The sequence below is a fragment of the Neisseria subflava genome, from assembly GCF_003044935.1.
Lineage (GTDB): Bacteria > Pseudomonadota > Gammaproteobacteria > Burkholderiales > Neisseriaceae > Neisseria > Neisseria subflava_E.
Map to the genome: position 1 here is coordinate 112,727 of NZ_POXP01000002.1, position 23,515 is coordinate 136,241.

Sequence of the window (23,515 nt, forward strand, 5' to 3'; positions counted from 1 at the left end):
CACATGACTCAAAAAACCATTATCCTTGCCAATCCCCGCGGCTTCTGTGCCGGCGTTGACCGCGCCATCAGCATTGTTGAACGTGCACTCGAAGAGTTCGGCGCGCCCATTTACGTCCGCCATGAGGTCGTTCACAACAAATTCGTCGTGGACAATCTGCGGGCAAAAGGTGCCGTCTTTGTCGATGACTTGGCGGATGTCCCAAAGGGCGCAACGCTGATTTACTCTGCTCACGGCGTATCCAAAGCTGTACAGGAAGAAGCGGCACAACGTGGTTTCCGCGTTTTTGATGCCACCTGCCCTCTGGTAACCAAAGTCCATAAAGAAGTAGCCCGCCTCGATGAGCAAGATTACGAAATCATTATGATCGGCCACAAAGGCCACGTCGAAGTAGAAGGCACGATGGGACAATTGCCTCCGGGTAAAATGTTTCTGGTTGAGACAGTGGAAGATGTAGCCGGACTGAACGTCAAAAATCCTGACAAACTTGCCTACGTCAGCCAAACCACTTTATCGGTAGATGAAACCAAAGACATTATTGCGGCCTTAAACCAACGCTTCCCCAATATCCGTAATCCGCATAAAGAAGACATCTGCTACGCCACAACCAACCGCCAAACTGCTGTTAAAGAATTGGCCGAAGAATGCGATATCGTAATTGTTGTCGGTTCGCCCAATTCTTCCAACAGCAACCGCTTGCGTGAAGTAGCCGCATTACGCGGAGTTGATGCCTATATGGTCGATAATGCTTCCTATCTGAAAAAAGAATGGTTTGCAAACAAAACCAAGGTTGGTGTCACTGCCGGTGCATCTGCGCCCGAAGTCTTAGTTCGAGAAGTCTTACAAACCATTCAAGATTGGGGGCACGAGACCATACGCGAAGGAGAAGGTGCAGAAGAAAGCATTGTATTTGTCTTGCCTAAAGAATTGCGCCGCGAGGGCGAAAACAAACAAATTCTCAATAAAGGGTAGGCTTGTTATTTGCTTTATTTGAAAACTTAAGGCCGTCTGAAAATTTTCAGACGGCCTTAAGTTTATTTTGCTAATAAAAAAGACCTGCCTTAAAGGCAGGTCTTTTCATACATTATCCTGATTATTTCTCAGAAGTATGTTGCTGACGACGCAAGATAGCCGGAATTTCAAAGTCATCCAGTACAGACTGGTTGCTGAAATCAGCCGCAGTCAAATTCATAGAACGGATATTGCGGTTGGTACGAACCAGGCTTTCAGCACTACTTTGGCTTTGAGCTTGAGGCGCTTCTTCCGCACCACGTACCAATTGTTGGGTACGGGCAGCAGCGCGCAGTTGGTTGTCAGTACCGTTTTCTTTCAAGCCGGTAGCAATGATGGTAATACGGATAGCGTCTTCGCTCATGCTCTCGTCTTCGGCAGCACCAAATTTACATTCCACTTCAGGGTGTGCATTTTGGTTGACAATACGCATAATCTCATTGAACTCAGACATTTTCAGGCAGCCAGGAGCAGTGGTAATGTTTACCAATACGCCGCGTGCACCATCCAAAGTAACGTTATCCAAGAGCGGACTGGAGATAGCTTGATCGGTAGCCAAACGGGCACGGTCGATACCTTGTGCGAAACCTGAACCCATCATGGCGATACCGCGATTGCTCATCACGGTTTTCACGTCGGCGAAGTCCAAGTTGATCATGTCGCTCGGGCAAGTCACTACTTCGGAAATACCGGCAACCGCATCACGCAATACATTGTCGGCCGCACGGAAAGCTTCACGCATGGTCACGTCTTCGCCCAAGGCAGTCATCAATTTGTCATTCGGGATAATAATTAGGGAATCAACGCGCTCTTTGAGCTGATCCAAACCTGCTTGAGCGATGTGTACGCGTTTGCCTTCGTAAGCAAACGGACGGGTCACAACCGCAACGGTTAGGATACCCATTTCTTTAGCGATTTCAGCCACAACAGGAGCAGAGCCGGTACCTGTACCGCCACCCATACCGGTAGTGATGAACAGCATGTTTGCACCGCGGATGGCATCTTCGATGGCTTCGCGATCTTCTTGGGCAGCAGCGCGGCCGATTTCAGGATTTGCACCGGCACCTAAACCGCGAGTCAGGTTTGTACCCAATTGAATGCGTTTAGCCGCATTGTTTTTAGCCAATGATTGCGCATCGGTATTGGCACTGATGAACTCAACACCATGAATAGTGTTGGCAACCATGTTGTTGATGGCATTACAACCGCCGCCACCCAAACCGATAACTTTAATAACAGCAGGGCTCGTTGCTGATTCTGCTACGTCGTAAACAAATTCCATTCAATAATCCTCCGCGCCCCGCTTTATAAGGACGGTTCAAAAATAACTCATTATCCGTATTATATAAGAAGTATTCAGATACTGGCAAAAATCTTCTTACCATTCGGCTGTCGGCGTTATATTTTTACTACATTTTTTAACAGAAAATATACAAGTTTTAAATTATTCACTTGGCAATTATTTAAAACTGTTTAATTTCACTTAAATATTCAGGACAAACGGTTGCTGCACCGCCTGCCCTGAAAACTTTTATCAGAAATTATCTCTGAAGAATCTTTGGATTTTTTCCCACAGACCCATTTTTTTGCCTGAATCATTCAGTGCAATCGCACCGGTTCGGCTGGTTTGCTCACCCTCTTCGGCAGCATAGGCCGTCTGAAGCAGGCCGATCGCTGTTGAATAGCGTGGATTACGAATACGCTCGGATACGCCGCCCATTTCTTGTGGAACACCGATACGCGCCGGCAGGTTGAAGACTTCTTCCGCCAACTCAACAATACCGGTCAACATAGAAGCACCGCCGGTCAAAACGATACCGGAAGTCAGCACTTCTTCTGGGAAACCGGAGCGGCGCAATTCGTTCAGCGTCAACTCCAAAATTTCTTCTACACGCGGGCCGATGATTTCAGCCAATACACGGCGTGAAATTTGACGTGATTGACGGTCGCCAACGCTAGGAACTTCAATCATTTCGTCCAAGCCGTCCATAGTCGGAATCGCGGCACCGTAATGGATTTTGATGTACTCGGCTGCACTGTGCGGCGTACGCAAGGCTTGTGCCAAGTCTTTGGTAATCAAATCGCCGGCAACGGGAATAACCGCAGTATGGCGGATTGCACCATTGGTATAAACCGCAATGTCGGTTGTACCGCCACCGATATCGATGACGCACACACCCAAATCTTTTTCGTCTTCAGTCAAAACAGCATGACCGCTTGCCAAAGGCTGAAGCATGATTTGATCCATTTGCAGGCCGCAACGTTGGATACATTTTTGGATATTTTGCAAAGCAGTGTTCGCACCGGTAATGATGTGAACACGGGTATCCAAACGCACGCCGCTCATGCCGATAGGCTCTTTCACACCTGGCTGGTTGTCGATGATGTACTCTTGAACCACAGTATGCAAGATATTGTGATCAGGCGGAATATTGATAGCTTTGGCCGTTTCGATGGCACGATCGATGTCGGCTTGTGATACTTCGCCATCTTTAATTTTTACCACGCCTTGTGAATTCAGGCTGCGGATATGGTTACCGGCAATACCGGTGACGACGTGGGAAATTTTGGTATCTGCCATCAGCTCGGCATCTTCTACCGCCTGACGAATGGCTTGCGCGGTAGCGTCAATGTTGGTCACCATACCTGCACGCAGACCGCGTGAAGGGCTTTGACCCAAGCCAACAATGTGGATTTCGTTATCTTCCCGAATCTCACCGATTAAGGCGATGACCTTGGACGTACCAATGTCTAAGGCACTGATATATTTATTTTGTTGTTGTTCCATAATTGCTCGTTCGCTATGTTGTCTGACTGACGGTTTGATTATTTTTGAAACAAGATTGCTTCACGTCTAATCGGCTATTCACTGTCGGAAGGGTTTTCAGACGGCCTGTAACGGACTGAAAAACCATCCTTATAACGCATATCGACATACTCGATACGACTTTGTTTTTTACGCAGCAGCGACGGCCAAATCTGGGCAAACTGCTGCAAACGTTTAATTTCGTTTTCACGCCCCAAGCGCACGGTAATGCCGTTGTCCAATACAAGCAGCCATGCCGAACGCGGCGTGTAGATCAATTCTTTGATGGTCAGCTTCAACGGACTCAAAATACCGGAAAAGTCCGCATAATGTTTGACCATGTCTTTGCCTGTCCCCTGCTGCCCTTCAAATATAGGCAGGTCCTGTTTCAGGCTTGCGGCAAACACATTGCCCTTACTGTCGACCAAGCCGCCAGCACGCCAGTGTGCAACCGGCACGCGCTCGGTCAGGATAATTTCCACGGTTTCCGGAAAACGGCGGCGTACCATTGCCGAGTCAATCCAAGGCAATTCCTGAAAAGCGGCCTGCGCCGAATCAATATCGGCGCGGAACATATTACCCCTGATATGCTCTCGTGCAACAGTTTGCAATTCTTTGCTGGAGGCATATTTCAGCTTACCCTGAATGGCAATCTGTTTCACAGGGAAATATTTGGAATTGTAAAGCCAAGCTATGCCCGAACCTATCAGCAGAAAGGTCATCAGCAACAATAGCCGGCGGGTCAGCCGACCCAGTGCGCCTGCATCATCCCACATGAGCGGTCTTCAAAATCTCAATACACAAATCAGCAAAATCTACGCCGGTATGGCTTGCAGATTTTGGCACCAAACTATGGCTGGTCATACCAGGCAAGGTATTGATTTCCAACAGATACAGTTTACCGTCTGTATCTTTCAGAAAGTCCACGCGCAAACAGCCGTCCGCACCAATCGCCTGCGCGCCACGCACAGCCAGTTCGCGCATCAGGTTTTCCTCCGCCTCGCTCAAATCTTCCGACGGGCATTGATAAATCGTATCGTCACGGTTGTATTTGGCTTCGTAGTCGTAAAACTCGGTAGCCGGAATAATATGAATGCTCGGCAGGCCTTTGCCGTTCAATACCGGGCAAGAATATTCGCCGCCGCCGATAAAGCGTTCGGCAATGATTTCGCCCTGCAAGTGTTTCAATTCTTCGTAAACGCTTTTCAGACGGCCTTTTTCTTTTACTTTTACTACGCCGACGCTACTGCCTTCTGAGGCAGGTTTCACAAACATCGGCAGGCCCAATTTTTCTTCAACGGCATCAAAGTCGCTGTGGTCATGCAATACGGCAAACTCAGGAACAGGCAAGCCCACAGCCTGCCAAATCAGTTTGCAGCGGTATTTGTCCATACCCAACGCAGAAGCGGCCACACCGCTGCCGGTGTAAGGAATACCCATCAATTCCAACGCGCCTTGAATCGCGCCATCTTCGCCGAAAGTGCCGTGCAGAATATTGAAGGCCGTCTGAAAACCTTGTGTTTTCAATTCAGACAACGGGGTTTCTTTGGGGTCGAACGCATGGGCATCGACACCTTTGCTTTTCAAGGCAGCCAAAATAGCGGCGCCGCTATCCAGCGAAACTTCGCGCTCGCTGGAGAAGCCACCCATCAACACGGCCACTTTGCCAAAATTCTGCATAATTTCCACTTTCTTAAATACTGATACAGGCCGTCTGAATATTGTTCAGACGACCTATCTGTCCTCAAAGGCCAATATGCCTGTTTATTATGATTGTTTCGACAATTCCACCAATGCAGACGGAACGCGGTTGATGCTGCCGGCACCCATATTCAACACAACATCGCCGTCCTGCAAAACATTCAGCAGCATTTGCGGCAGATCGGCAACGTTTTCGCAGTAAATCGGCTCAAGTTTGCCCAATACGCGGATGGCGCGCGCCAAAGCGCGGGAGTCGGCCGCGGCAATCGGCTCTTCGCCTGCGGCATAAACTTCGGTCAACACCAGCGCATCAACGGTATTGAGGACTTTGGTGAAGTCTTCAAACAAATCGCGTGTACGGGTATAGCGGTGTGGTTGGAAAGCCAAGACCAAGCGTTTTTCAGGGTATGCACCGCGTGCGGCGGCCAGAGTTGCCGCCATTTCGACAGGATGATGGCCATAATCGTCCACCAGCAGCGCGGTTCCGCCGTTTGGCAATTTGATGTCGCCATATTTTTGGAAGCGGCGGCCGACACCTTCAAAGCCGAGCAAGCCTTTTTGAATGGCCTCAACCGATGCACCAACTTCCAGCGCAACGCCGATAGCCGCCAACGCATTGAGGACGTTGTGGCGGCCGGGCATATTCAAAACAACTTCAAACGGCTCTTGCTCATGCCCTTTCATTTGAACATGAACGGTAAATTTCATTTGCGCGCCAACGTTTTCAATATCGGTCGCGTAGATATCGGCAGTATCGTCCAAGCCGTAAGTGGCGTAAGGCTTGCTCACTTTGGGCAAAATCGCGCGGACGTGTTCGCTGTCGATACACAAGAATGCCTTACCGTAAAACGGCATACGGTGGATGAAATCCACAAACGCCTGATGCAACTTCTCAACGCTGTGGCCGTAAGTGTCCATATGGTCTTCATCGATATTGGTCACGACGGACATAATCGGCGTCAGATACAGAAAAGAAGCATCGGATTCGTCGGCTTCTGCGACGATGTATTCGCCTTTACCCAAACGGGCGTTGGTACCAGCGGCATTGAGCTTGCCGCCGATAACGAAAGTCGGGTCGAGTCCTGCCGCGCCGAGGATGGAAGCGGTCAGGCTGGTGGTTGTGGTTTTGCCGTGCGTACCGGCAATAGCGATACCATCGCGGAAGCGCATTAATTCTGCCAACATCAACGCGCGCGGAATGACGGGGATTTGCTGTTCCAACGCGGCAACAACCTCAGGATTGTCTTTTTTAACCGCAGTAGAGGTAACAACCACGTCGGCGCCATTGACGTGTTCGGCAGTATGACCTGGGTAAACTTGGATGCCGAGAGCGCTCAAATGCTCAGTAACGGCATTACGCGCCTGATCCGAACCGGAAACTTTAAAGCCCAAATTGTGTAAAACTTCGGCAATACCGCTCATGCCGACGCCGCCGATTCCGACAAAATGGATGTTGGTCACTCGATTTTTCATCATAACGTTGCGTTCCGGTTGGTTTTTAGTGCGTAAAAGCGTTATTTTAAAGGGCTATCCGCTTCTGCGCTATGCTTTTATTGTAAAGGAATTTTAACAAAAGCAATAAAGGCCGTCTGAAACGCCGTTAATCAACTTTTCAGACGGCCTTGAACAAAGTCTGCCTGCTTATTCGGTACAGGATATGGCGACCTCCGCCACATCGTCCGCACTGTGCGGCAGTGCCAAGGTACGGGCATTTTTCGCCCATTTCAGGCATTTTTCACGGTTTAATCCGCCGAGGATTTCGGCCAGTTTTTCTGCCGTCAGTTGAGTTTGCGGCAGCAGTAAACCAGCTTCAGCCTGCACCATAAAGCGCGCATTGGCTGTTTGATGGTCGTCCACTGCGTGAGGATACGGCACCAGCAATGCGCCCAAACCGGCAGCCGTCAACTCGGCAATCGTCAGCGCACCGGCACGGCAAATTACCAAATCGGCATCGCGGTAGGCGGATACCATATCGGTAATAAATTCGACGCACTCGGCTTGCACACCCAATGCATCATAATCCGCCTGCAGGTTACCCAATTTATTGCGGCCGGACTGATGATACATTTGCGGACGGGCCGCCTCAGGCAATAATGCCAAAGCTTGCGGAACGGTTTTGTTCAACACATCCGCACCCAAACTGCCGCCCACCACCAAAACTTTCAGACGGCCTTGACGGTTTTCAAAGCGTTCTTCAGGTACAGGCAATGCCGCAATATCGGCACGGACAGGGTTACCCACCAATCCGCCTTCATGTTGAAAGGCTTTGGGGAAAGCATACAGAACACGTTTTGCCCAACGCGACAGTTGGCGGTTGGACAAACCGGCTACGGCGTTTTGCTCGTGAATCACAATCGGCACACCGGAAATTTTTGCCGCCAAGCCGCCGGGGAAAGTAACGAAACCGCCAAAACCGATAACGCACTCGACACGGTGTTTCTTAATAATCTGCTGCGCCGCGCGGACGGTTTTATACAACGTAAACGGCAACATCAGCTTACGCTTGATACCATTGCCGCGGATACCTTTAATAGCCAGCGTTTCCAAGCGTATGCCGTATTGCGGCACGATACGCTCTTCCATCGAATCCTGACTGCCCAGCCAAATCACATGATGGCCGCGCTTTTGCAGCGACTCGGCAACCGCCAATGCAGGGAAAATATGACCGCCCGTACCGCCGGCCATCAGCATAAAAGTTTTACCGCTCATGGTTTTACTCCACCGAATAACCGCGCATTTTTTGGCGGTTTTCATAATCAATGCGCAATAACAAAGTAATGCACACCAGCATGATAAAGACAGCCGAACCACCGTAAGACATAAACGGCAAAGTCAGGCCTTTAGTAGGCAGGATACCGATGTTTACACCGATATTGAAGAAACTTTGAATACCAATCCAAATACCGATACCGTTGGCAATGTACGCGCTGAACATCAAGCCCGAATCACGCGCCTGCTTGCCGATGGAAAACGCGCGCCACACCAGCCAGCCGTAGCAGAACACCAAAACTAGCATCCCGACAAAGCCAAATTCTTCACCGATAACGGCAAAAATAAAGTCCGTATGCGCTTCAGGCAGATAGAAACGTTTTTCCAAACTCGCACCCAAGCCCTCGCCAAACCAGCCGCCGCGCGCAATCGCCATCAAGGAATGTGTCAGCTGATAGCCTTTACCCAGAGGATCGCTCCAAGGGTCCAAAAACGCCGCCACACGCGCCATACGGTAAGGCGCAGCCAAAATCAGCAAGCCCATACCGCTCACAACGGTCGCCACCAATACGGCAAAATACTTCCACGGAAAACCTGCCAAAAACAGCATACCCATGGTAATTACGACAATCACGACAAACGAGCCAAAGTCCGGCTGACCCATAATCAAAACCAAACCGACCGCCACCAACATAATCGGCAGAATCAAGGTCTTAAACTTGCGGAAGCGTTCCTTTACCCTTACCCAAGCTTCACTTTTAAAAGGGCTGCACACCAAATCGCCAATACCGGTAAACAAAGACGACCAACCCAAAGAATCCAAATCGCGCAACATTTCCTCACGGCGCGTAAACAGGCTGGACAAGTACAAGACTGTCGCCAATTTGAAAAATTCAGTCGGTTGCAAGTTGAGCGGTCCGATATGAATCCAGCGCGTCGCGCCGTTAATCTCGCGGCCGACAAACAAAACCAGCAGCAACAGCAAACCCGAAACAGCAAAATAAAACGGAATAATCCGCCGCCAGAAGCTCATCTTCAGCAGGAAAAGCGGCAAGCATATAGCCACCGTAAACAGGATAAACATTGCCTGCTTAGACACAAAAGAAAACTGACTGCCCCCTTCCGATGCCGCATACGCAATAGAAGCCGAATAAATCATAATCAGGCTGAAGACCGTCATTAAGACGACCATCCACAAGAGAGAAACATCAAACTTCCGACCATCGCGCGCAATCGGCCGGTCAAGCATTTTGGAAAGACTAATCATGAAAACATCCGTAACGGCTTGAATAAAATATTCAGACGGCCTGCTAATGGGCAAGAGGCCGTCTGAAAAAATGAATTAACGTTATTTTAAAGGTTTATTTCCAAACCAACAATTCAGAATCTTTAAAGATGCCGGATTCCGACGTTCTTTGCGCCCTCCCCTACCCTTTGATACCGGCAAAAGGCCGTCTGAAAACGCTTTTATGTTCTCAGACGGCCTTGTATAAATTTTTTCTTCAGAAAAATAGGCTACTTTTTATCCAATACAAACCCTAAGCCAACTGCGGTATTTCCGCCCACGGCTGTATCTGTTCCAACTGCGCTGCAAGGCGGAGCAGCGTGTCTTCGCGTCCGTGAGCGGCGGCAAACTGAGTACCGACGGGCAGCTCGTTATGCCGGTAAAGCGGCACGCTCATGGCGGGGTTGCCGCTCATGTTCAGCGGCGACGTATAACCGACGTATTGCAGCGCGGCGGCGGCTTCTTTTTCTAAAAACGGGTTGTTTTTCAACAGAAAACCCAAGCGCAGCGTGCCAAACAGCAGGCGCATGGCTTTTTGTGCGGCGGGCGGCGGCATCATCTCGCCGATTTTCGGCGTGGTGCGCGGGCAGACGGGCGTCATCAACACGTCGTAGCGTGTGAAAAATGCTTTGGCGGCACGTTCCTGCGCCAGCATCACGTCGCGCGCCCATGCCATTTCGCCCGCACTGATTTGCCGCCCCTGCACAATCATTGCCCACGTTGTCGGTTCAAGCAGGCAGTGCGGTAGTTTTTGTCCGGTTTCGTATTGATATTGGTAGAACAGTTTTGCCGTTTCGCCCATGACGATGATGCGGGCGGCGCGGTTGAGCTGTTCGGGCAGCGCGAAATCGGGCGTGGCTTCTTCCAATTCGTGTCCCGCGTCTTGCATCAGTTTCAAACTATGGGCGAACGCGGCTTCCGTGCCTTCGTCGTTACCGCCGCCAAACCATGTCTGTTTCCAAAAAGCGATTTTCAGACGACCTGTTTCTAGTTTCAGGCTGCCTGCAAAACCGTTTTCGGGCGGCGGCGGGCAGGCATACAGGGCGCGGGCTTGGGTTTGGGCGGCGATGTCCAGTAAAACCGCGCTGTCGCGCACGCTGCGGGTCAACACATGGTCGCATACCAAACCTTGCCATGCCTCCGATGCGTTCGGCGCGTAACTGCTGCGGCCGCGCGTGGGTTTCAGCCCGAACACGCCGCAGTTGTGCGCGGGTAAGCGAATGGAGCCGCCACCGTCGCTGCCGTGCGCTGCGGGTACGACGCCCGAAGCCACTGCCGCCGCCGCGCCTCCGCTGCTGCCGCCCGCGGTGTAATCCAAATGCCACGGATTGCGCGTGATGCCGTAAATTTCGGTTTCGGTAACGGGATACGAGCCCCATTCGGGCGTAGTGGTTTTGCCGAACACGCGCAGCCCCGCATCGAGATAGGCTTGGGTCAAATCGCTGTTTTGTTTGGCAATGTAATGCTGCATCATACGCGAACCCGACCATGTCGGCGCGCCTTCCCAATCCGCCAGCAAGTCTTTGAGCAAAAACGGTACGCCCGCCAGCGGCGTATCGGCATTTTCAGACGACCCCTGCCACGCCGCCGCGCGTTCGCGCAGATCGTGCGCCAACAGATTGAGCTTGGGATTGACTTCGTCCAAGCGGTTTAAAGCAGCCTGCAACACTTCATCGGCGGAGACTTCTTTTTTGCGGATCAGCTCTGCCAAACCGACGGCATCGTAACGGATGTAGTCTTGAAAATTCATGGGTTTTCCTTTCGGATTGATAAACACACGTTTTGTCAGTCAGGCATAGCTACCTGCCATGGTAAAGCGTTTAATGTATTTAGCTTCCAGGGTTGTTGCAGTTTACTGAAAGAATATGCACATGGAGAAGCCCGCTAAATGTCTTGGTGGTAGTTTAGGGAATTTTACAAAGATCTCAACCTATGTTTACTACCATCCTCTCCACAGAATTTTACCTGATCGAATACTATCAATTTGTTCTTTATCCAATACCTCATTGGCATGTTTCATAAATTCTCTACGCCATACAGGTAACCAGACATATTTTGCATTAGTACTGTAACCCATATGTTCGGGGGTATACAGCAATTCCGCTAACACTTCTTTATCAGTAATAATTTTCTCCTCATAAGCTTTATTGGCTGTTTTCAACAGGTAGATATGATCTTTCATTGAAGCAAAATGCATCAACATAATAGCGTATGCTTTTTGGGATTGGTCAAACTCCTTGGACTTAATAACATAAGCCGCATCACAAACATACGGAGATGGATTATCCAATATTTCAGCTTTTAACAGCGTATATACAGATATATCCCTTGTAGGATAGTTCCATGTAACAGGCGCAAACAACCCCTTTTCCTTATTAATTTTTCTAACACGTTCTTCTGACAGATCATCTATAAATTGGAAAAAATCATTGTTTAGGTTTATATACTGACAAGACCGTGTATCTATTTCACTATAGCCCCAAAAAACAAATAATAGGATAAAAGGAGTTGTAGTCAAAAGTTTTCGAGTTAACTTCATCATTTTTTATATGGCTTATATTTCAAACAGTAACACCGGATAAAGAAAAAGAAACAAATTTATCGTTGCTGCAAAAAGGTCGTCTGAAACCACCTTGACGTTTTCAGACGACCTTTGAGGCAATAGCGCACAAGGTTTACGGCAGAATCTCAATTTCCGCGTTGTGTTTTACACTGCGGTAGAGTTCGTCGACTTCTTCGTCCGTTACCGCGATGCAGCCGTTGGTCCAGTCTTTTTGCAGGTGTTTTTTACCGATAAAACCCCAGCCGTTTTTCATGCCGTGGATTTTAATCAACCCGCCCGGGCTTTTGCCTTGTGCCGCCGCGTAGGCTTTGTCGGCTTCGTTGGGATAGGAAACGCCGAGGTTTTTATGGTAGCCGCTATTGGGATTACGCTCATTGATGCGGTATTTTCCTTCGGGCGTTTTGCCGTCGCCTTCAAACTGTTTATGCCCGACCGGTTGCTTGCCCAACGAAATAGGATAGGTTTTCAGCAACCTGCCTTGCGAGTACGCCGACATGGTGCGTTTGCTTTTATACACGACCAATCTGTCGATAACCGCATTTTCAGGCAACGGCGCTTCACTTGACATGGTAACAGTTGTCGTGGAACGAATCGGCGCGGCAAACCAAACTACTGAAGCGGCGACAGCCAAAAGCACAGCTGCCGACAAGCCGATTTTCAACCCGACTTTCATCTTTCAGACGGCCTTACAAAGCTTTGAACGCTTCGATAAACACTTCCGAACGGTGCGCATAGCCTTTGAACATATCAAAGCTCGCACAAGCAGGGCTGAGCAACACAATATCGCCCGCTTCGGCTTGGGCGTATGCCGTCTGAACTGCTTCTTCCAAAGTGGCGCAGTCGGTCATATTCAAGCCGCAGCCGTCCAAATCGCGGCGGATTTGCGGAGCATCGACGCCGATCAGGAACACGCCTTTTGCCTTGCCGACAAGCGCGTCGCGCAGGGGCGTGAAGTCCTGCCCTTTGCCCATGCCGCCCAAAATCACGAAGAGCGGATTTTGCAAACCGGCAATCGCGGCGGCGGTCGCGCCGACATTCGTGCCTTTGCTGTCGTCGATAAACACCACGCCGTTTTTCTCGCCGATTTTTTCCACTCGGTGCGGCAGGCCTTGGAAGGTTTTGACTTGTTCGAGCAATGCCTCGCGCGGCAAACCGACAGCCTCGCACAAAGCCACGGCAGCCATAACATTGGCGGCATTGTGCAAGCCTTGCAGCGGGATGTCTTGCGTGGCAATCAAATCTTCATTGCCTTGTTTCAGGCGGCCTGTCTCCCGTTCCAACCAAAAATCGGCTTCGTGTTCCAAAGAAAACCATTTCACCTCGCGCCCTGCCCGTTTCATCGCACGACAGAACACGTCGTCCGCATTCAAAACCTGCACGCCATCGCCACGGAAAATCTTATCCTTGGTATGCGCATAGTCGAGCAAGTCGTCGTAGCGGTCGAGATGGTCTTCGGAAATGTTCAGCACCGTCGCCGCAGTCGGGCGCAGGCTTTCGGTGTTTTCCAATTGGAAGCTGGAAAGCTCCAACACCCACACGTCCGCTTTTTTGCCTTCGCGCTGCAATTCCGCCTCCAAAACCGGCGTGCCGATATTGCCCGCGATAACGGTATCCAGCCCGCACTTGATGCAGAGATAGCCCACCAGGCTCGTTACTGTGGTTTTACCGTTGCTGCCGGTAATCGCAATCACTTTGTCGCCACGACGGTTCACAATGTCCGCCAGCAATTCGATGTCGCCCAACACGCGCCCGCCGTTTTGCTTGAACGCTTCAATATCTGGCTGCCGCTCGCTGATGCCGGGACTGAGCGCCAAAATATCGAAACCGTTATCCAGCGCATCTTTCATGCGACCCGTGTAAAACACCAGCCCGTCAAACATCTTACCGATTTGCGACACGCGCTCAGCTTTCAGCTCCGCATCATACGCAGCAACCTCCGCACCGTTTTTGCGCAGGTAGGCAATCATGGAAATACCCGTGCCACCAAGCCCGGCGACGAGGATTTTTTTGTTTTGAAAAGTCATTTTGGTTTTGTCCTAAGTTTTTTCAGACGGCCTTTGAATAAGGATTCAATATCCTGCCTGATTTAATATGCGATAAGCATCGCAACCTCGTTGCAATCCATTATTACAAGCCTTACCAAACCACTCTTTGGTGATCTTATAGTTCTGACGAACACCTTCTCCTTTGGCATACATCACACCCAAATTATATTGGGCTTCTGCAAGCCCTTGTTCTGCTGCCTTGCGATACCACTGCACTGCCTGTGCATAGTCTTGACTGGCTCCTTGTCCTTCCTCATACATCACACCCAAATTAGATTGGGCATCGGCATACCCTTGCTCTGCCGCCTTGCGATACCACTGCACTGCTTGTGTATAGTCCTGACGGACTCCTTTACCTTTTTCATACGCCACACCCAAATTATATTGGGCTTTAGCATACCCTTGTTCTGCCGCCTTGCGATACCATTTGACCGCTTCAACATAGTTTTTGCGGACACCTTGCCCATCGTAATACATCACACCCAAATTATATTGGGCTTCTGCATCCCCTTGTTCTGCCGCCTTGCGATACCACTGCACCGCCTGTGCATCATCTTGACGGACTCCTTGCCCATTGTCGTACATCACACCCAAATTATATTGGGCTTTTACATACCCTTGTTCTGCCGCCTTGCGATACCACTGCACCGCCTGTGCATCATCTTGACGAACTCCTTGCCCATTGTCGTACATCACACCCAAATTATATTGGGCTTTTGCATCCCCTTGTTCTGCCGCCTTGCGATACCACTGCACCGCCTGTGTATAGTCCTGACGAACTCCTTGCCCATTGTAGTACATCAAACCCAAATTAAATTGGGCTTTAGCATACCCTTGCTCTGCAGCTTGAAGCGTTTTCTTAAAATCCGGTACATTATCAGCCCAAACTGCCTGCACCAAGCCCAAAGATAACAGGGCTACCATCATTTTTTTTAATAATTTATTCATTCTAAAATCCATTTCTTTCAAATTATTATTTCTGTTTTATCCTAGTTTTTCAGACGACGTTTTATTTCTTTCTCGGTTTTGCCTGACGATAGCCGTTACCGACATTTTTACCTGTATTGATACAAATGCGCCCTTCACATATGTAGGCATCCGACTCAGCAAATGCTTTGGCAGTTTCAATGGCATGTTCATAACTCTCCAATTCCGCACGCCTATCAGCCAAATCAACAACCGTATATCGCACCACCACAAACAATATAATGACAGCAATAACTAATACTACGCCTATGCCGATATACCAGCTTTTGATAATTTTATTGAGTTTTCCCACTTCACGATTTAATTCATCAACTGCCTTCTTATACCCTTCACTTGCTAAGCCCAACGACTGCTCAGTTTCTTGTCGGATAGTCTTCCCTGCATTGTCAACTATATTACCAACCTGTCGTCTGAACCGGTCAGACTCCTCCGACAAAGCACGCTGTTGCTCATTAATTCGGCCATTAATTTTCTTCCCCTGTTCGATAACGTCCGCCCGCAACATTACCAACACCTTTATAGCCTCATCAAATTTCTTATCGTCCATTTAAACCTTCCCTGATATACGGATTTAAAGCGTTCTGACCATTGCCCGGCTTGAATGTACCAACTCCTGTTGCCGCTCCAATTCCTGCTGTTCTTTATATTCAGCCAACAGATTTTCTCCCTGCCTCAGCATACGCTGACCTTCTTCCGACTGCGCCAGACTTTTACCCAACGCATCCAACTGACTACTGTCCGCAGACAAAACTGCAGCGTATAAATCACTGCCGTTCAAATTGTTCCAGTCAGGCAAATTATAGTTGAAAGAGGACTTATCTTGAATTTGTTTGACAGGCTCTCCATTTATATCAGTGACCGTCTCACTTTCCACTGGCAAACCACGTTCATCTTGACGCAAATAATCAGTATTTACCGTCTTGATAGTTTCGTTTTTTTCGTCGTAAGTTTTGACTGTTTTACCTATAAGGTTGCCATCTTGGTCGTAATGATTGGTTTGAGAATTGATGGGATTAGGTACAGAAACAAACATTGAATCACCGATATAATCAGGTCTTATTGGCTCATTATGAAATTTACTGACTATTTCGTTGGACATCGTTACAGCCAAATATTCAGGAGCGTTATAAAATTTATGTTTCACGTCATCTGATGCAAAAGGCTTGTTATAACTGTCCATTTCAACATCAGATTTTGCCAAATTAGGATCAGTTGCATGAACCAACTCATGAAACAAAACATTAGCAGCAGATTGGACTCCTAATGAAACTTTTTTCCCATTAATTTCAGAAAAAATCTCTGCCGATTGATTAGGGTTCCAAAAGATAATCCCATCAGTATTATTGGGTCTTAGTGGATAAAAAGTGTTATCTCCCTCTTTAAAGATTACGATATGAATACCCATATCAGAAGCATTTTGAATCAACGAATTAGCTTTTTCATTTTGCTGCAAATATTGCAAAGCCAAGTCTAATTTTTTGACATCATCCGAATCTGCAGGCATTAAAGCATTCACTTTTGTTTTATCAAACTCTTTCGTCTCATTATTGTAAGCGTTATTTTCTATTAAAACTCTCCCAAAAGTTTCCTCATTTTGCACACTGGCAACAAAACCTTTTTTATTAAAATCCACACCGCTTGTCATAAACAGCTCCAACTTAAATTAATCATTTCAGGATATTTTGATTTGGATCGATCGTGTTAAATAACTCTTTTAATCCTTTTGAATCCAATAAAATCAAAAATCTCTCATCATTCTTAATAATTTTACTGAATAAAAAATCTTCTCCCGCTGCTGCCTCTCGAGTAAGTATTTGGACAGAATGGGTGTTATACTTAATTTCAATCAATATCAAATATACTGAATCAAATTTATCATAAGGATTTAATGTACTTTTAATTCTATTAAAACCAGAGAAAAAATGAGAAAAGTCTTTTGGTTCTAAACGGTAATGGACAGATTTTGTACCAAATAAGTCCTTATAACCCAAACCTTCCCCTACTCTTTGTTTAATTTGCTCAGCAGTAGAAATGGGCGAAAATGATTCAACAAATCCATAGAGAGCATATACATCGATAGATTTAACACCCTCACTAGGAATTTGTATCACCTCATCTAATTTTTTTGTATTCTTAGCAAAATAAGTATTCATATTCATATTATGCAACTCCTGTTTTTTCGAAATGTTTATATCTTTTACCAAAGTTTCTGTTTGGCAAGCTGATAATGTTATACAAAAACTAATTCCAAGTAGAAATCTCAACATAACTATCCTTTCTTATATCTTTTCCACAATTTTAAAAATATAGATAACTGGGAATTTCAAAAACTTCTCCGCAACGGCTCACTCCATAATAGCTTCTTGTTTTTTCAATTTTCTGATAAACACGCTTTTGTTCTTCATACATTTTAAAATTTGGCCTTATTTGCCAATACTCCAACATTACATATCCATAAAATTTCCCAGTGAATTTATAGACATATTTAACCGGACCGCTACCGTCATTAATATCACCTATATATACATGACAGCAATCATCATTAAATGATTTAAAATTAGCAATATCAAAAGTCTCAGAATTTTTAGAAAAATCTTGATTTTTTTTATACCCACCCAAAGAAATATCTGAACCCTTATTTATCAACAAAATTATTGCATCATTAACCATTTTTTCTTTTGAATATTCAGAAAAATACTTTCTGTCCCTAATGCAATATCCTTTATCTACGATTTGCGACATACCCATATATAAAATTAACGGGGTAACAATGATTAAAATTGCTATACCTCGCTGCACTTTTATAGGAAGTGTGCACGTATATTTATAAATTCTCCATACGATGTACACAATAATAGGAAAAAAGACTATTCCAACTAACCACATCAGCATTATTCCTACAACATCCATATTACCTCTTGTTTTAGCCGTAGGCTGGATTCAGAATCCGACCTTTTCATGATTTGAGTTTAAAGTCCCCCTTTATCATGATGATTAATCTATTTTTACATTTGCTATCACAATCACTTTTCAGACGACCTCAACCTTCAAAATAACTATCCACGCCATACTGCTTTAAAACGTTTTTCAATTCGGGAATGCGGATTACGGGATCGACCGCCATCGGCGGCATAGGCGGTTCGATACCGTCTTCGTTTTGGTTACGGCACCAATCTGCCATGGCAAAAACTTGGATTAAAACCGGCTCGGCAAGTGCTTTATCGATGTCCAGTTCGCTCATGGCTTGGGCAAAGCAGGCGATCCATTCGTTGCGGACTTGTACGTTGACGGCAAAAGGCATGTGGCGGGCTCGCAGTTGGGGATGGCCGTATTTTTCGACAAAGAGTTGCGGGCCGCCGAGCCAGCCGCTGAAAAATTCGTAGAGCTTTTCGCGTATCAGGGTCATGTCTTCGCCGTGCATTTGGCGTAAGGCTTGGTATTGCGGCTCAAGTTCCATCAAGTCGTAGAAACGGTCGGTCAGTGTGCGGATACCAGTTGCGCCGCCAAAAGATTGGTACATGTTTGGAGACTTTCTGTGTGGATTATTACGGGATTTATTTTGAGACGTAGGATTCAGGCAAGCATGCTTACCTTACATAATGGCCGTCTGAAAGTTTCAGACGGCCTTTGGAGATTTAGCGGATTTTGAGGGTACTTAAACCAATCAGCACCAAGACGATGGTGATAATCCAGAAACGGACGACGACTTGGGTTTCTTTCCAGCCTTTTTGTTCGTAATGGTGATGAATCGGCGCCATCAGGAAGATGCGTTTTTTGGTGCGTTTGTACCAACCGACTTGCAACATAACGGAAATGGCTTCAACAACAAACAAACCGCCCATAATGACGAGGACAAATTCTTGGCGGATGATGACGGCAACGGTACCAAGCGCCGCGCCAAGCGCGAGCGCGCCGACGTCGCCCATAAAGACTTGCGCGGGATAGGCGTTAAACCACAAAAAGCCGAGACACGCGCCACACATGGCGGTACAGAAAATCACCACTTCGTTCGCGCCCGCAACGTAAGGCAATTGCAGGTATTGTGCAAATTGGGAGTGGCCGCTGGCATAGGCAAAGATGGCAAGACCGGCTGCGACAAGTACAACGGGGAATGCGGCTAAGCCGTCCAATCCGTCGGTCAGGTTAACGGCATTGGATGTGCCGACGATGGTCAGGTAGGACAATACCAAGAAGCCGACTACGCCAAGCGGCAAGGCAACTTGTTTGAAGAAGGGAACAATCAGGATATTGTTGGCGGAATTTGTAGCAAGGTAGAACAATGCTAAACCGGCGATGATGGCAACGCTGGACTGCCACACCATTTTGAATTTGGCAGACACGCCGTTAGGGTCTTTATAAACCACTTTACGCCAATCGTCGTAAAAACCGAGTGCGCCGGTAGCAAGCAAGACGCCTAAGAGAATCCAAATATAAGGATTTGCCCAGTTGCCCCACAAGATTGTGGACACGGTTATGGCGGTCAAAATCAGCGATCCGCCCATGGTTGGCGTACCGTTTTTGATCAGGTGGGTTTGAGGGCCATCGGTACGGACGGCTTGGCCTACTTTAAGCGCAGTCAGTTTGCGGATGGTCCACGGACCAAGCAATAGGGAAAACGCCAAAGCAGTCAAAGCCGCCATCACGGCACGAAATGTGGTGTATTGAAAAATATTCAGACCGGTTAACCAGTTACTGAAATGTGCGAGCCATAAAAACATGGGGCTTCCTTTTTTGTTTTTGTTGTTACAGCGGGCTTATGCCCAATTAAAAATAAATCGGTATGCCGTCTGAAATTGCAGACGGCCTTGTTGAGTAAGATTATTTCTCTACCACGCAAATCGGATAGTTTCCAGGATTCTTTCCGCCACCCAAATCCAAGCAGGTATCTTCATAAATAAATGCCTGTACTTTCATTCCAGCATAAAACGCGGCAATCAGCAAACCAGCCAATAGTAAAATCTTTTTCATATTTCAGACGGCCTTTTACGCAGTTGTTGTTGCCAACACCTCGACCACTTCTTCCATCTTCATAAAGCGCGAGCCTTTGACCAATACAGTAGCGCGTTCAGGCAAATCATGGCTCAACACTTGAATCAAAGGATCTTTGTCTGCAAACCACAAACCTTCCGCGCCAAATGTTTCCGCCGCTTCGACGCTGTTGTCGCCGACAAAATAAGCCGCTTCGATGCCTTGGTCGCGGGCGTACGCGCCGACTTCGGCGTGCATGGCTGCGGCCTCATCCTCACCCAATTCGCCCATATCGCCCATCACAAAAATACGCGGCGCAGGCATAGCGGCGAGCACATCAATAGCGGCTTTCATGCTGTCAGGGTTGGCATTATAAGTATCGTCAATCAAAGTCGCGCCTTTAATGCCTTGCTTGATATTCAGACGGCCTTTGATATTACTGAAATTTTTCAGGCCGTCTGAAACTTCGGCAAGGCTCAAACCTGCCGCCAAAGCCAGAGCCGCCGCTGCTACGGCATTATGCACATTGTGACGGCCGGGGACTGGTAGTACCACGGCAACACGTTCATTGTCACGCACCAAATCAAACGTACAAGACAACGGTTTCAACTCAACATTTTCTGCATGGACATCGCCACTGGCAATGCCGAAAGTCTGAGCGTTCAATTGCGCAGTAGCGGCTTCAAATGTAGCGATATTGGCATCTTCGCACGGAATCAGCGCAATGCCGTCTGAAAGCAAACCTTCGTAGATTTCACTTTTGGCTTTGGCAATGTCGCCGACACCATCAAAACCGCAACCGACATGCGCGCGCAAAGCGTTATTGACCAGAGCGACATTCGGACCGGCGATTCGGGTCAACAAAGACAATTCGCCAAAATGGTTCATGCCCATTTCAATGACGGCATAGCGGTGTTTTTCGTTCAGTTTCAACAAAGTCAGCGGCAGGCCGATATGGTTGTTGAAATTACCGGCAGTCGCCAACACGGCTTCATCACCGAATCGATGACGCAATACACCGGCCAACATCTCTTTAACCGTCGTTTTGCCGGAAGAGCCGGTAATGCCAAAGACAAACGGATTCACATTTTCACGCCACGCCTTCGCCAGTTTTTGCAAAGCCACAAGCGTATCGTCAACCTTCAATGCGCCTTCCAGAGCCGCGCAATCTTCGCGCGAAACCACAACTGCCGTTGCCCCCGCTGCCAACACATCTTCAACAAAATCATGCGCGTCAAAGCGCTCTCCGGCAAGCGCGAAAAATACATCGCCATCCTGAATATCGCGGCTGTCTGTAACGATACGCGAAACAGGTTGATTTTCAGACGGCATCGGAAGGTTGAGGGTCTGACAAATAAAATTAAGGTCTAGTGGTTTCATGATTGTGTTTCTTGTCCTTGTTCTAACGGCTCCACATTTTTATCCGTATTTTGGGAAACCATTTTTAAATGACGATAATTACGTCCTGCCAGCACAATAAAAAGAATAGCGGCAAAATTTACACCGACAGTAAGCTTATGTACCGTAAGGCTAAATAATAATTGCAGTACACTTTCTATATAATACGTAAAAGAAAATGCCTCTCCTACAAAGACTATTTGCAACAAGCATGGCGTGTACACATATATCATTCTATTAAAACCTATTTCACGGAATTTAAACGCATTCCATGCTGCAGACAACGCCAACACACCCAAAATGAAAAGTAAAATCCCAAAAAACACAGCCCATGCTATGTTGTTAATCAGTCCTTGCACACTCTGAATTGATGCCAGAATCAACCAAACCACGCCCTGCACAAAAGTCAGCCATGCCATAAATTTGCCGCTTTTGGGCAATTTTTTATATTCAGGAAATGTATTGGAAAACCAACTTTTCATACTACAAATCACTTTCTCTTATCAACTGCCGATTTTCCCGTACTGCTGGTAATCGGAAAAACACAATACAATGGTTTTACCGTTTTGTCGGTAGGGGTGGCAAAGGCTGTAATTACCGTCTTTTGCCTCATAACGTATTTCATTTGTTTGTCCGGCAAATATTCTTTGCAAGTATTCACGCTCGCTCAGATTTGGGGCATAAAGATATTGCGTTTTGCTGATTATTTCTTTATTGCCATTCCGAGTAACGACAAAACCATTATCATCGCCTACTCCCTGAGCATTGGGTGTCTGCTCATCAATCCCGCTTAAATAGGAATCGGCTGAGAAAGCCAGATAAACCTGTTTATTACCTATCGTATCCGGCACAATCACCGTAGCGGCTTTAAAGGCAGAATCTTCCTTCGACATCAGCTCAAGAATTAACGCCGCTTTTTTGATGTACGCCAAGTCAAAACGATAATCTGCCAACGCATTGATTTGCGATGGATTATCCTTGACGATACGCTCTAGAGATTGAGTCAAAATCTGACGTTTTTTCTGAACAGTCAGATAATTTCCGCCAAATAACAGGGCTGCTAAAACGGGAAACACTGCCAACAACAAATATAAGGTTTTCCGGCCACCTTTGCTTTCTTCCTCTTGTCCTCGCTCGGCAATACGGGTCAAATTCAGCATGATGTTCAGTATCAAGGCACCCGCCATCACGGCAAAAATTCCCAAAATACTCATCAGGAAAATTTCCGTAATGTATTCGCGGAATACCTTAAGCCCGAAAACATTGGATAAAATCAGAACAAATACCCAATACACCAGCAGCACGACTGCCACCATACCGACGATATTCGTTGCCTTAACCAATTTCTTTGCGTTCATATTCTCAAATCTTGTTCAGACGGCCTATCTGTTCTGATTAATCAGCGGATACGGATTCACCGCGCCGTTCGGCAGATACACGCCGTAATGCAGGTGGGCCGGTGTGGTTCTGGCGTTGCCGGTTTTGCCGACATAGCCGATGACCTGCCCTTCTTTTACTCGTTCATACAGACGGATACGGGCAAATTTATTGAGGTGGGCATAGTAATGCCAAGCACCCGGCCCTTGGATACCGATAACTTTACCGCCCAATCGGTTGCGCCCGATTTTGGTTACGATGCCGGGTGTAGTACTGCGTATCGGCGTGTTTTTCTTAGCAAAAATATCCACACCTTCATGCCTGCGCCCCTGACTGCGCGCCGCGCCCCAAGTGTCGTCAAAACGCTTGCCTTTGACAGGATTGGGCAGGCTTTGCTCGGCCGGAGGCTGTTGCGCCCTCAACTGCTCGATTTCGGCAGTAGGGCGCGGAAGTTGTTTGGTGGTACAGCCTGCGAATAAAACTACGGCTGCACTGATTAATAAGGTTTTTGTCGGCATTTTCAGCATCAAATCGGTCTCCTTGTTGTTCAGACGGCCTTGTTAAAAAGTCCTCCGAAACAAACAACTGTGATGGGTTTAATGGCTGACGTGCCGTAATGCGTGTGTCGTTTTGCTTTTATTGTATATGTTTAAATCTTTTTCAGA

General features: G+C 47.5%; 24 protein-coding genes. 1 reads left to right on the forward strand and 23 read right to left on the reverse strand.

Annotated elements, in window-relative coordinates:
- The first annotated feature begins 3 nt into the window (after positions 1-3).
- A complete protein-coding gene (gene ispH / locus DBY95_RS06110; RefSeq protein ID WP_107723742.1) occupies positions 4-972 on the forward strand; it encodes a 4-hydroxy-3-methylbut-2-enyl diphosphate reductase in 969 nt (322 codons plus the stop codon).
- 121 nt (positions 973-1,093) lie between these two features.
- On the opposite strand, the gene ftsZ is transcribed toward ispH, so the two are convergent.
- The 23 genes from ftsZ to DBY95_RS06220 form a co-directional block, all read right to left on the reverse strand.
- The gene (gene ftsZ, locus DBY95_RS06115) at positions 1,094-2,293 is read right to left on the reverse strand and encodes a cell division protein FtsZ (protein WP_003682480.1); all 1,200 of its coding nucleotides are present in this window, start codon (positions 2,291-2,293) and stop codon (positions 1,094-1,096) included.
- 252 nt (positions 2,294-2,545) lie between these two features.
- A complete protein-coding gene (ftsA, locus tag DBY95_RS06120) occupies positions 2,546-3,799 on the reverse strand; it encodes a cell division protein FtsA (protein ID WP_003682483.1) in 1,254 nt (417 codons plus the stop codon).
- A gap of 74 nt (positions 3,800-3,873) precedes the next feature.
- Positions 3,874-4,593, reverse strand: coding sequence for a cell division protein FtsQ/DivIB (locus tag DBY95_RS06125; RefSeq protein WP_107723743.1), 720 nt, complete (start codon positions 4,591-4,593; stop codon positions 3,874-3,876).
- Positions 4,583-5,497: a D-alanine--D-alanine ligase gene (locus DBY95_RS06130; protein WP_107723744.1), complete on the reverse strand. Its 915-nt coding sequence runs from the start codon at positions 5,495-5,497 to the stop codon at positions 4,583-4,585. The genes DBY95_RS06125 and DBY95_RS06130 overlap by 11 nt, the downstream gene beginning before the upstream one ends.
- An 87-nt stretch (positions 5,498-5,584) precedes the next feature.
- Complete coding sequence (murC, locus tag DBY95_RS06135; protein ID WP_070826291.1) at positions 5,585-6,994, reverse strand: UDP-N-acetylmuramate--L-alanine ligase; 1,410 nt, start codon at positions 6,992-6,994, stop codon at positions 5,585-5,587.
- 165 nt (positions 6,995-7,159) lie between these two features.
- Entirely contained in the window at positions 7,160-8,227 is a 1,068-nt protein-coding gene (murG, locus tag DBY95_RS06140; protein WP_063069305.1) for an undecaprenyldiphospho-muramoylpentapeptide beta-N-acetylglucosaminyltransferase, read from the reverse strand.
- Between the two features lie 4 nt (positions 8,228-8,231).
- Complete coding sequence (locus DBY95_RS06145; RefSeq protein WP_107723745.1) at positions 8,232-9,494, reverse strand: FtsW/RodA/SpoVE family cell cycle protein; 1,263 nt, start codon at positions 9,492-9,494, stop codon at positions 8,232-8,234.
- 271 nt (positions 9,495-9,765) lie between these two features.
- The gene (locus DBY95_RS06150; protein ID WP_107723746.1) at positions 9,766-11,262 is read right to left on the reverse strand and encodes an amidase; all 1,497 of its coding nucleotides are present in this window, start codon (positions 11,260-11,262) and stop codon (positions 9,766-9,768) included.
- Positions 11,263-11,451: 189 nt separating this feature from the next.
- Positions 11,452-12,054: a hypothetical protein gene (locus DBY95_RS06155; protein ID WP_107723747.1), complete on the reverse strand. Its 603-nt coding sequence runs from the start codon at positions 12,052-12,054 to the stop codon at positions 11,452-11,454.
- Between the two features lie 133 nt (positions 12,055-12,187).
- Positions 12,188-12,748 (reverse strand): L,D-transpeptidase family protein, encoded by a 561-nt coding sequence (locus DBY95_RS06160; RefSeq protein ID WP_107723748.1) that lies wholly within the window; start codon positions 12,746-12,748, stop codon positions 12,188-12,190.
- Between the two features lie 13 nt (positions 12,749-12,761).
- Complete coding sequence (gene murD, locus DBY95_RS06165) at positions 12,762-14,099, reverse strand: UDP-N-acetylmuramoyl-L-alanine--D-glutamate ligase (RefSeq protein WP_107723749.1); 1,338 nt, start codon at positions 14,097-14,099, stop codon at positions 12,762-12,764.
- A 45-nt stretch (positions 14,100-14,144) separates the two neighbouring features.
- Entirely contained in the window at positions 14,145-15,068 is a 924-nt protein-coding gene (locus DBY95_RS06170; protein ID WP_107723955.1) for an SEL1-like repeat protein, read from the reverse strand.
- Between the two features lie 61 nt (positions 15,069-15,129).
- Positions 15,130-15,654, reverse strand: coding sequence for a hypothetical protein (locus tag DBY95_RS06175; RefSeq protein WP_107723750.1), 525 nt, complete (start codon positions 15,652-15,654; stop codon positions 15,130-15,132).
- Between the two features lie 24 nt (positions 15,655-15,678).
- Positions 15,679-16,752: a hypothetical protein gene (locus tag DBY95_RS06180; protein WP_107723751.1), complete on the reverse strand. Its 1,074-nt coding sequence runs from the start codon at positions 16,750-16,752 to the stop codon at positions 15,679-15,681.
- A gap of 22 nt (positions 16,753-16,774) precedes the next feature.
- Entirely contained in the window at positions 16,775-17,266 is a 492-nt protein-coding gene (locus DBY95_RS06185) for a hypothetical protein (protein ID WP_159068470.1), read from the reverse strand.
- A 139-nt stretch (positions 17,267-17,405) separates the two neighbouring features.
- On the reverse strand, positions 17,406-18,017 hold the full coding sequence (locus DBY95_RS06190; protein WP_107723753.1) for a hypothetical protein: 612 nt from the start codon (positions 18,015-18,017) through the stop codon (positions 17,406-17,408).
- A 130-nt stretch (positions 18,018-18,147) separates the two neighbouring features.
- Positions 18,148-18,627: a group II truncated hemoglobin gene (locus DBY95_RS06195; RefSeq protein ID WP_107723754.1), complete on the reverse strand. Its 480-nt coding sequence runs from the start codon at positions 18,625-18,627 to the stop codon at positions 18,148-18,150.
- Between the two features lie 115 nt (positions 18,628-18,742).
- Positions 18,743-19,825 (reverse strand): phospho-N-acetylmuramoyl-pentapeptide-transferase, encoded by a 1,083-nt coding sequence (gene mraY, locus DBY95_RS06200; protein WP_004518887.1) that lies wholly within the window; start codon positions 19,823-19,825, stop codon positions 18,743-18,745.
- Positions 19,826-19,925: 100 nt separating this feature from the next.
- Positions 19,926-20,075, reverse strand: a complete 150-nt coding sequence (locus tag DBY95_RS10610; protein ID WP_003748282.1) for a hypothetical protein — start codon at positions 20,073-20,075, stop codon at positions 19,926-19,928.
- A gap of 15 nt (positions 20,076-20,090) precedes the next feature.
- Positions 20,091-21,455: a UDP-N-acetylmuramoyl-tripeptide--D-alanyl-D-alanine ligase gene (locus tag DBY95_RS06205; RefSeq protein ID WP_107723755.1), complete on the reverse strand. Its 1,365-nt coding sequence runs from the start codon at positions 21,453-21,455 to the stop codon at positions 20,091-20,093.
- Positions 21,452-21,955: a hypothetical protein gene (locus DBY95_RS06210; RefSeq protein WP_107723756.1), complete on the reverse strand. Its 504-nt coding sequence runs from the start codon at positions 21,953-21,955 to the stop codon at positions 21,452-21,454. Before DBY95_RS06210 ends, DBY95_RS06205 begins: the two co-directional genes overlap by 4 nt.
- A gap of 21 nt (positions 21,956-21,976) precedes the next feature.
- Positions 21,977-22,831, reverse strand: coding sequence for a peptidase (locus DBY95_RS06215; protein ID WP_107723757.1), 855 nt, complete (start codon positions 22,829-22,831; stop codon positions 21,977-21,979).
- A gap of 24 nt (positions 22,832-22,855) precedes the next feature.
- Entirely contained in the window at positions 22,856-23,377 is a 522-nt protein-coding gene (locus DBY95_RS06220; RefSeq protein ID WP_070826302.1) for a M23 family metallopeptidase, read from the reverse strand.
- Positions 23,378-23,515 lie beyond the last annotated feature (138 nt).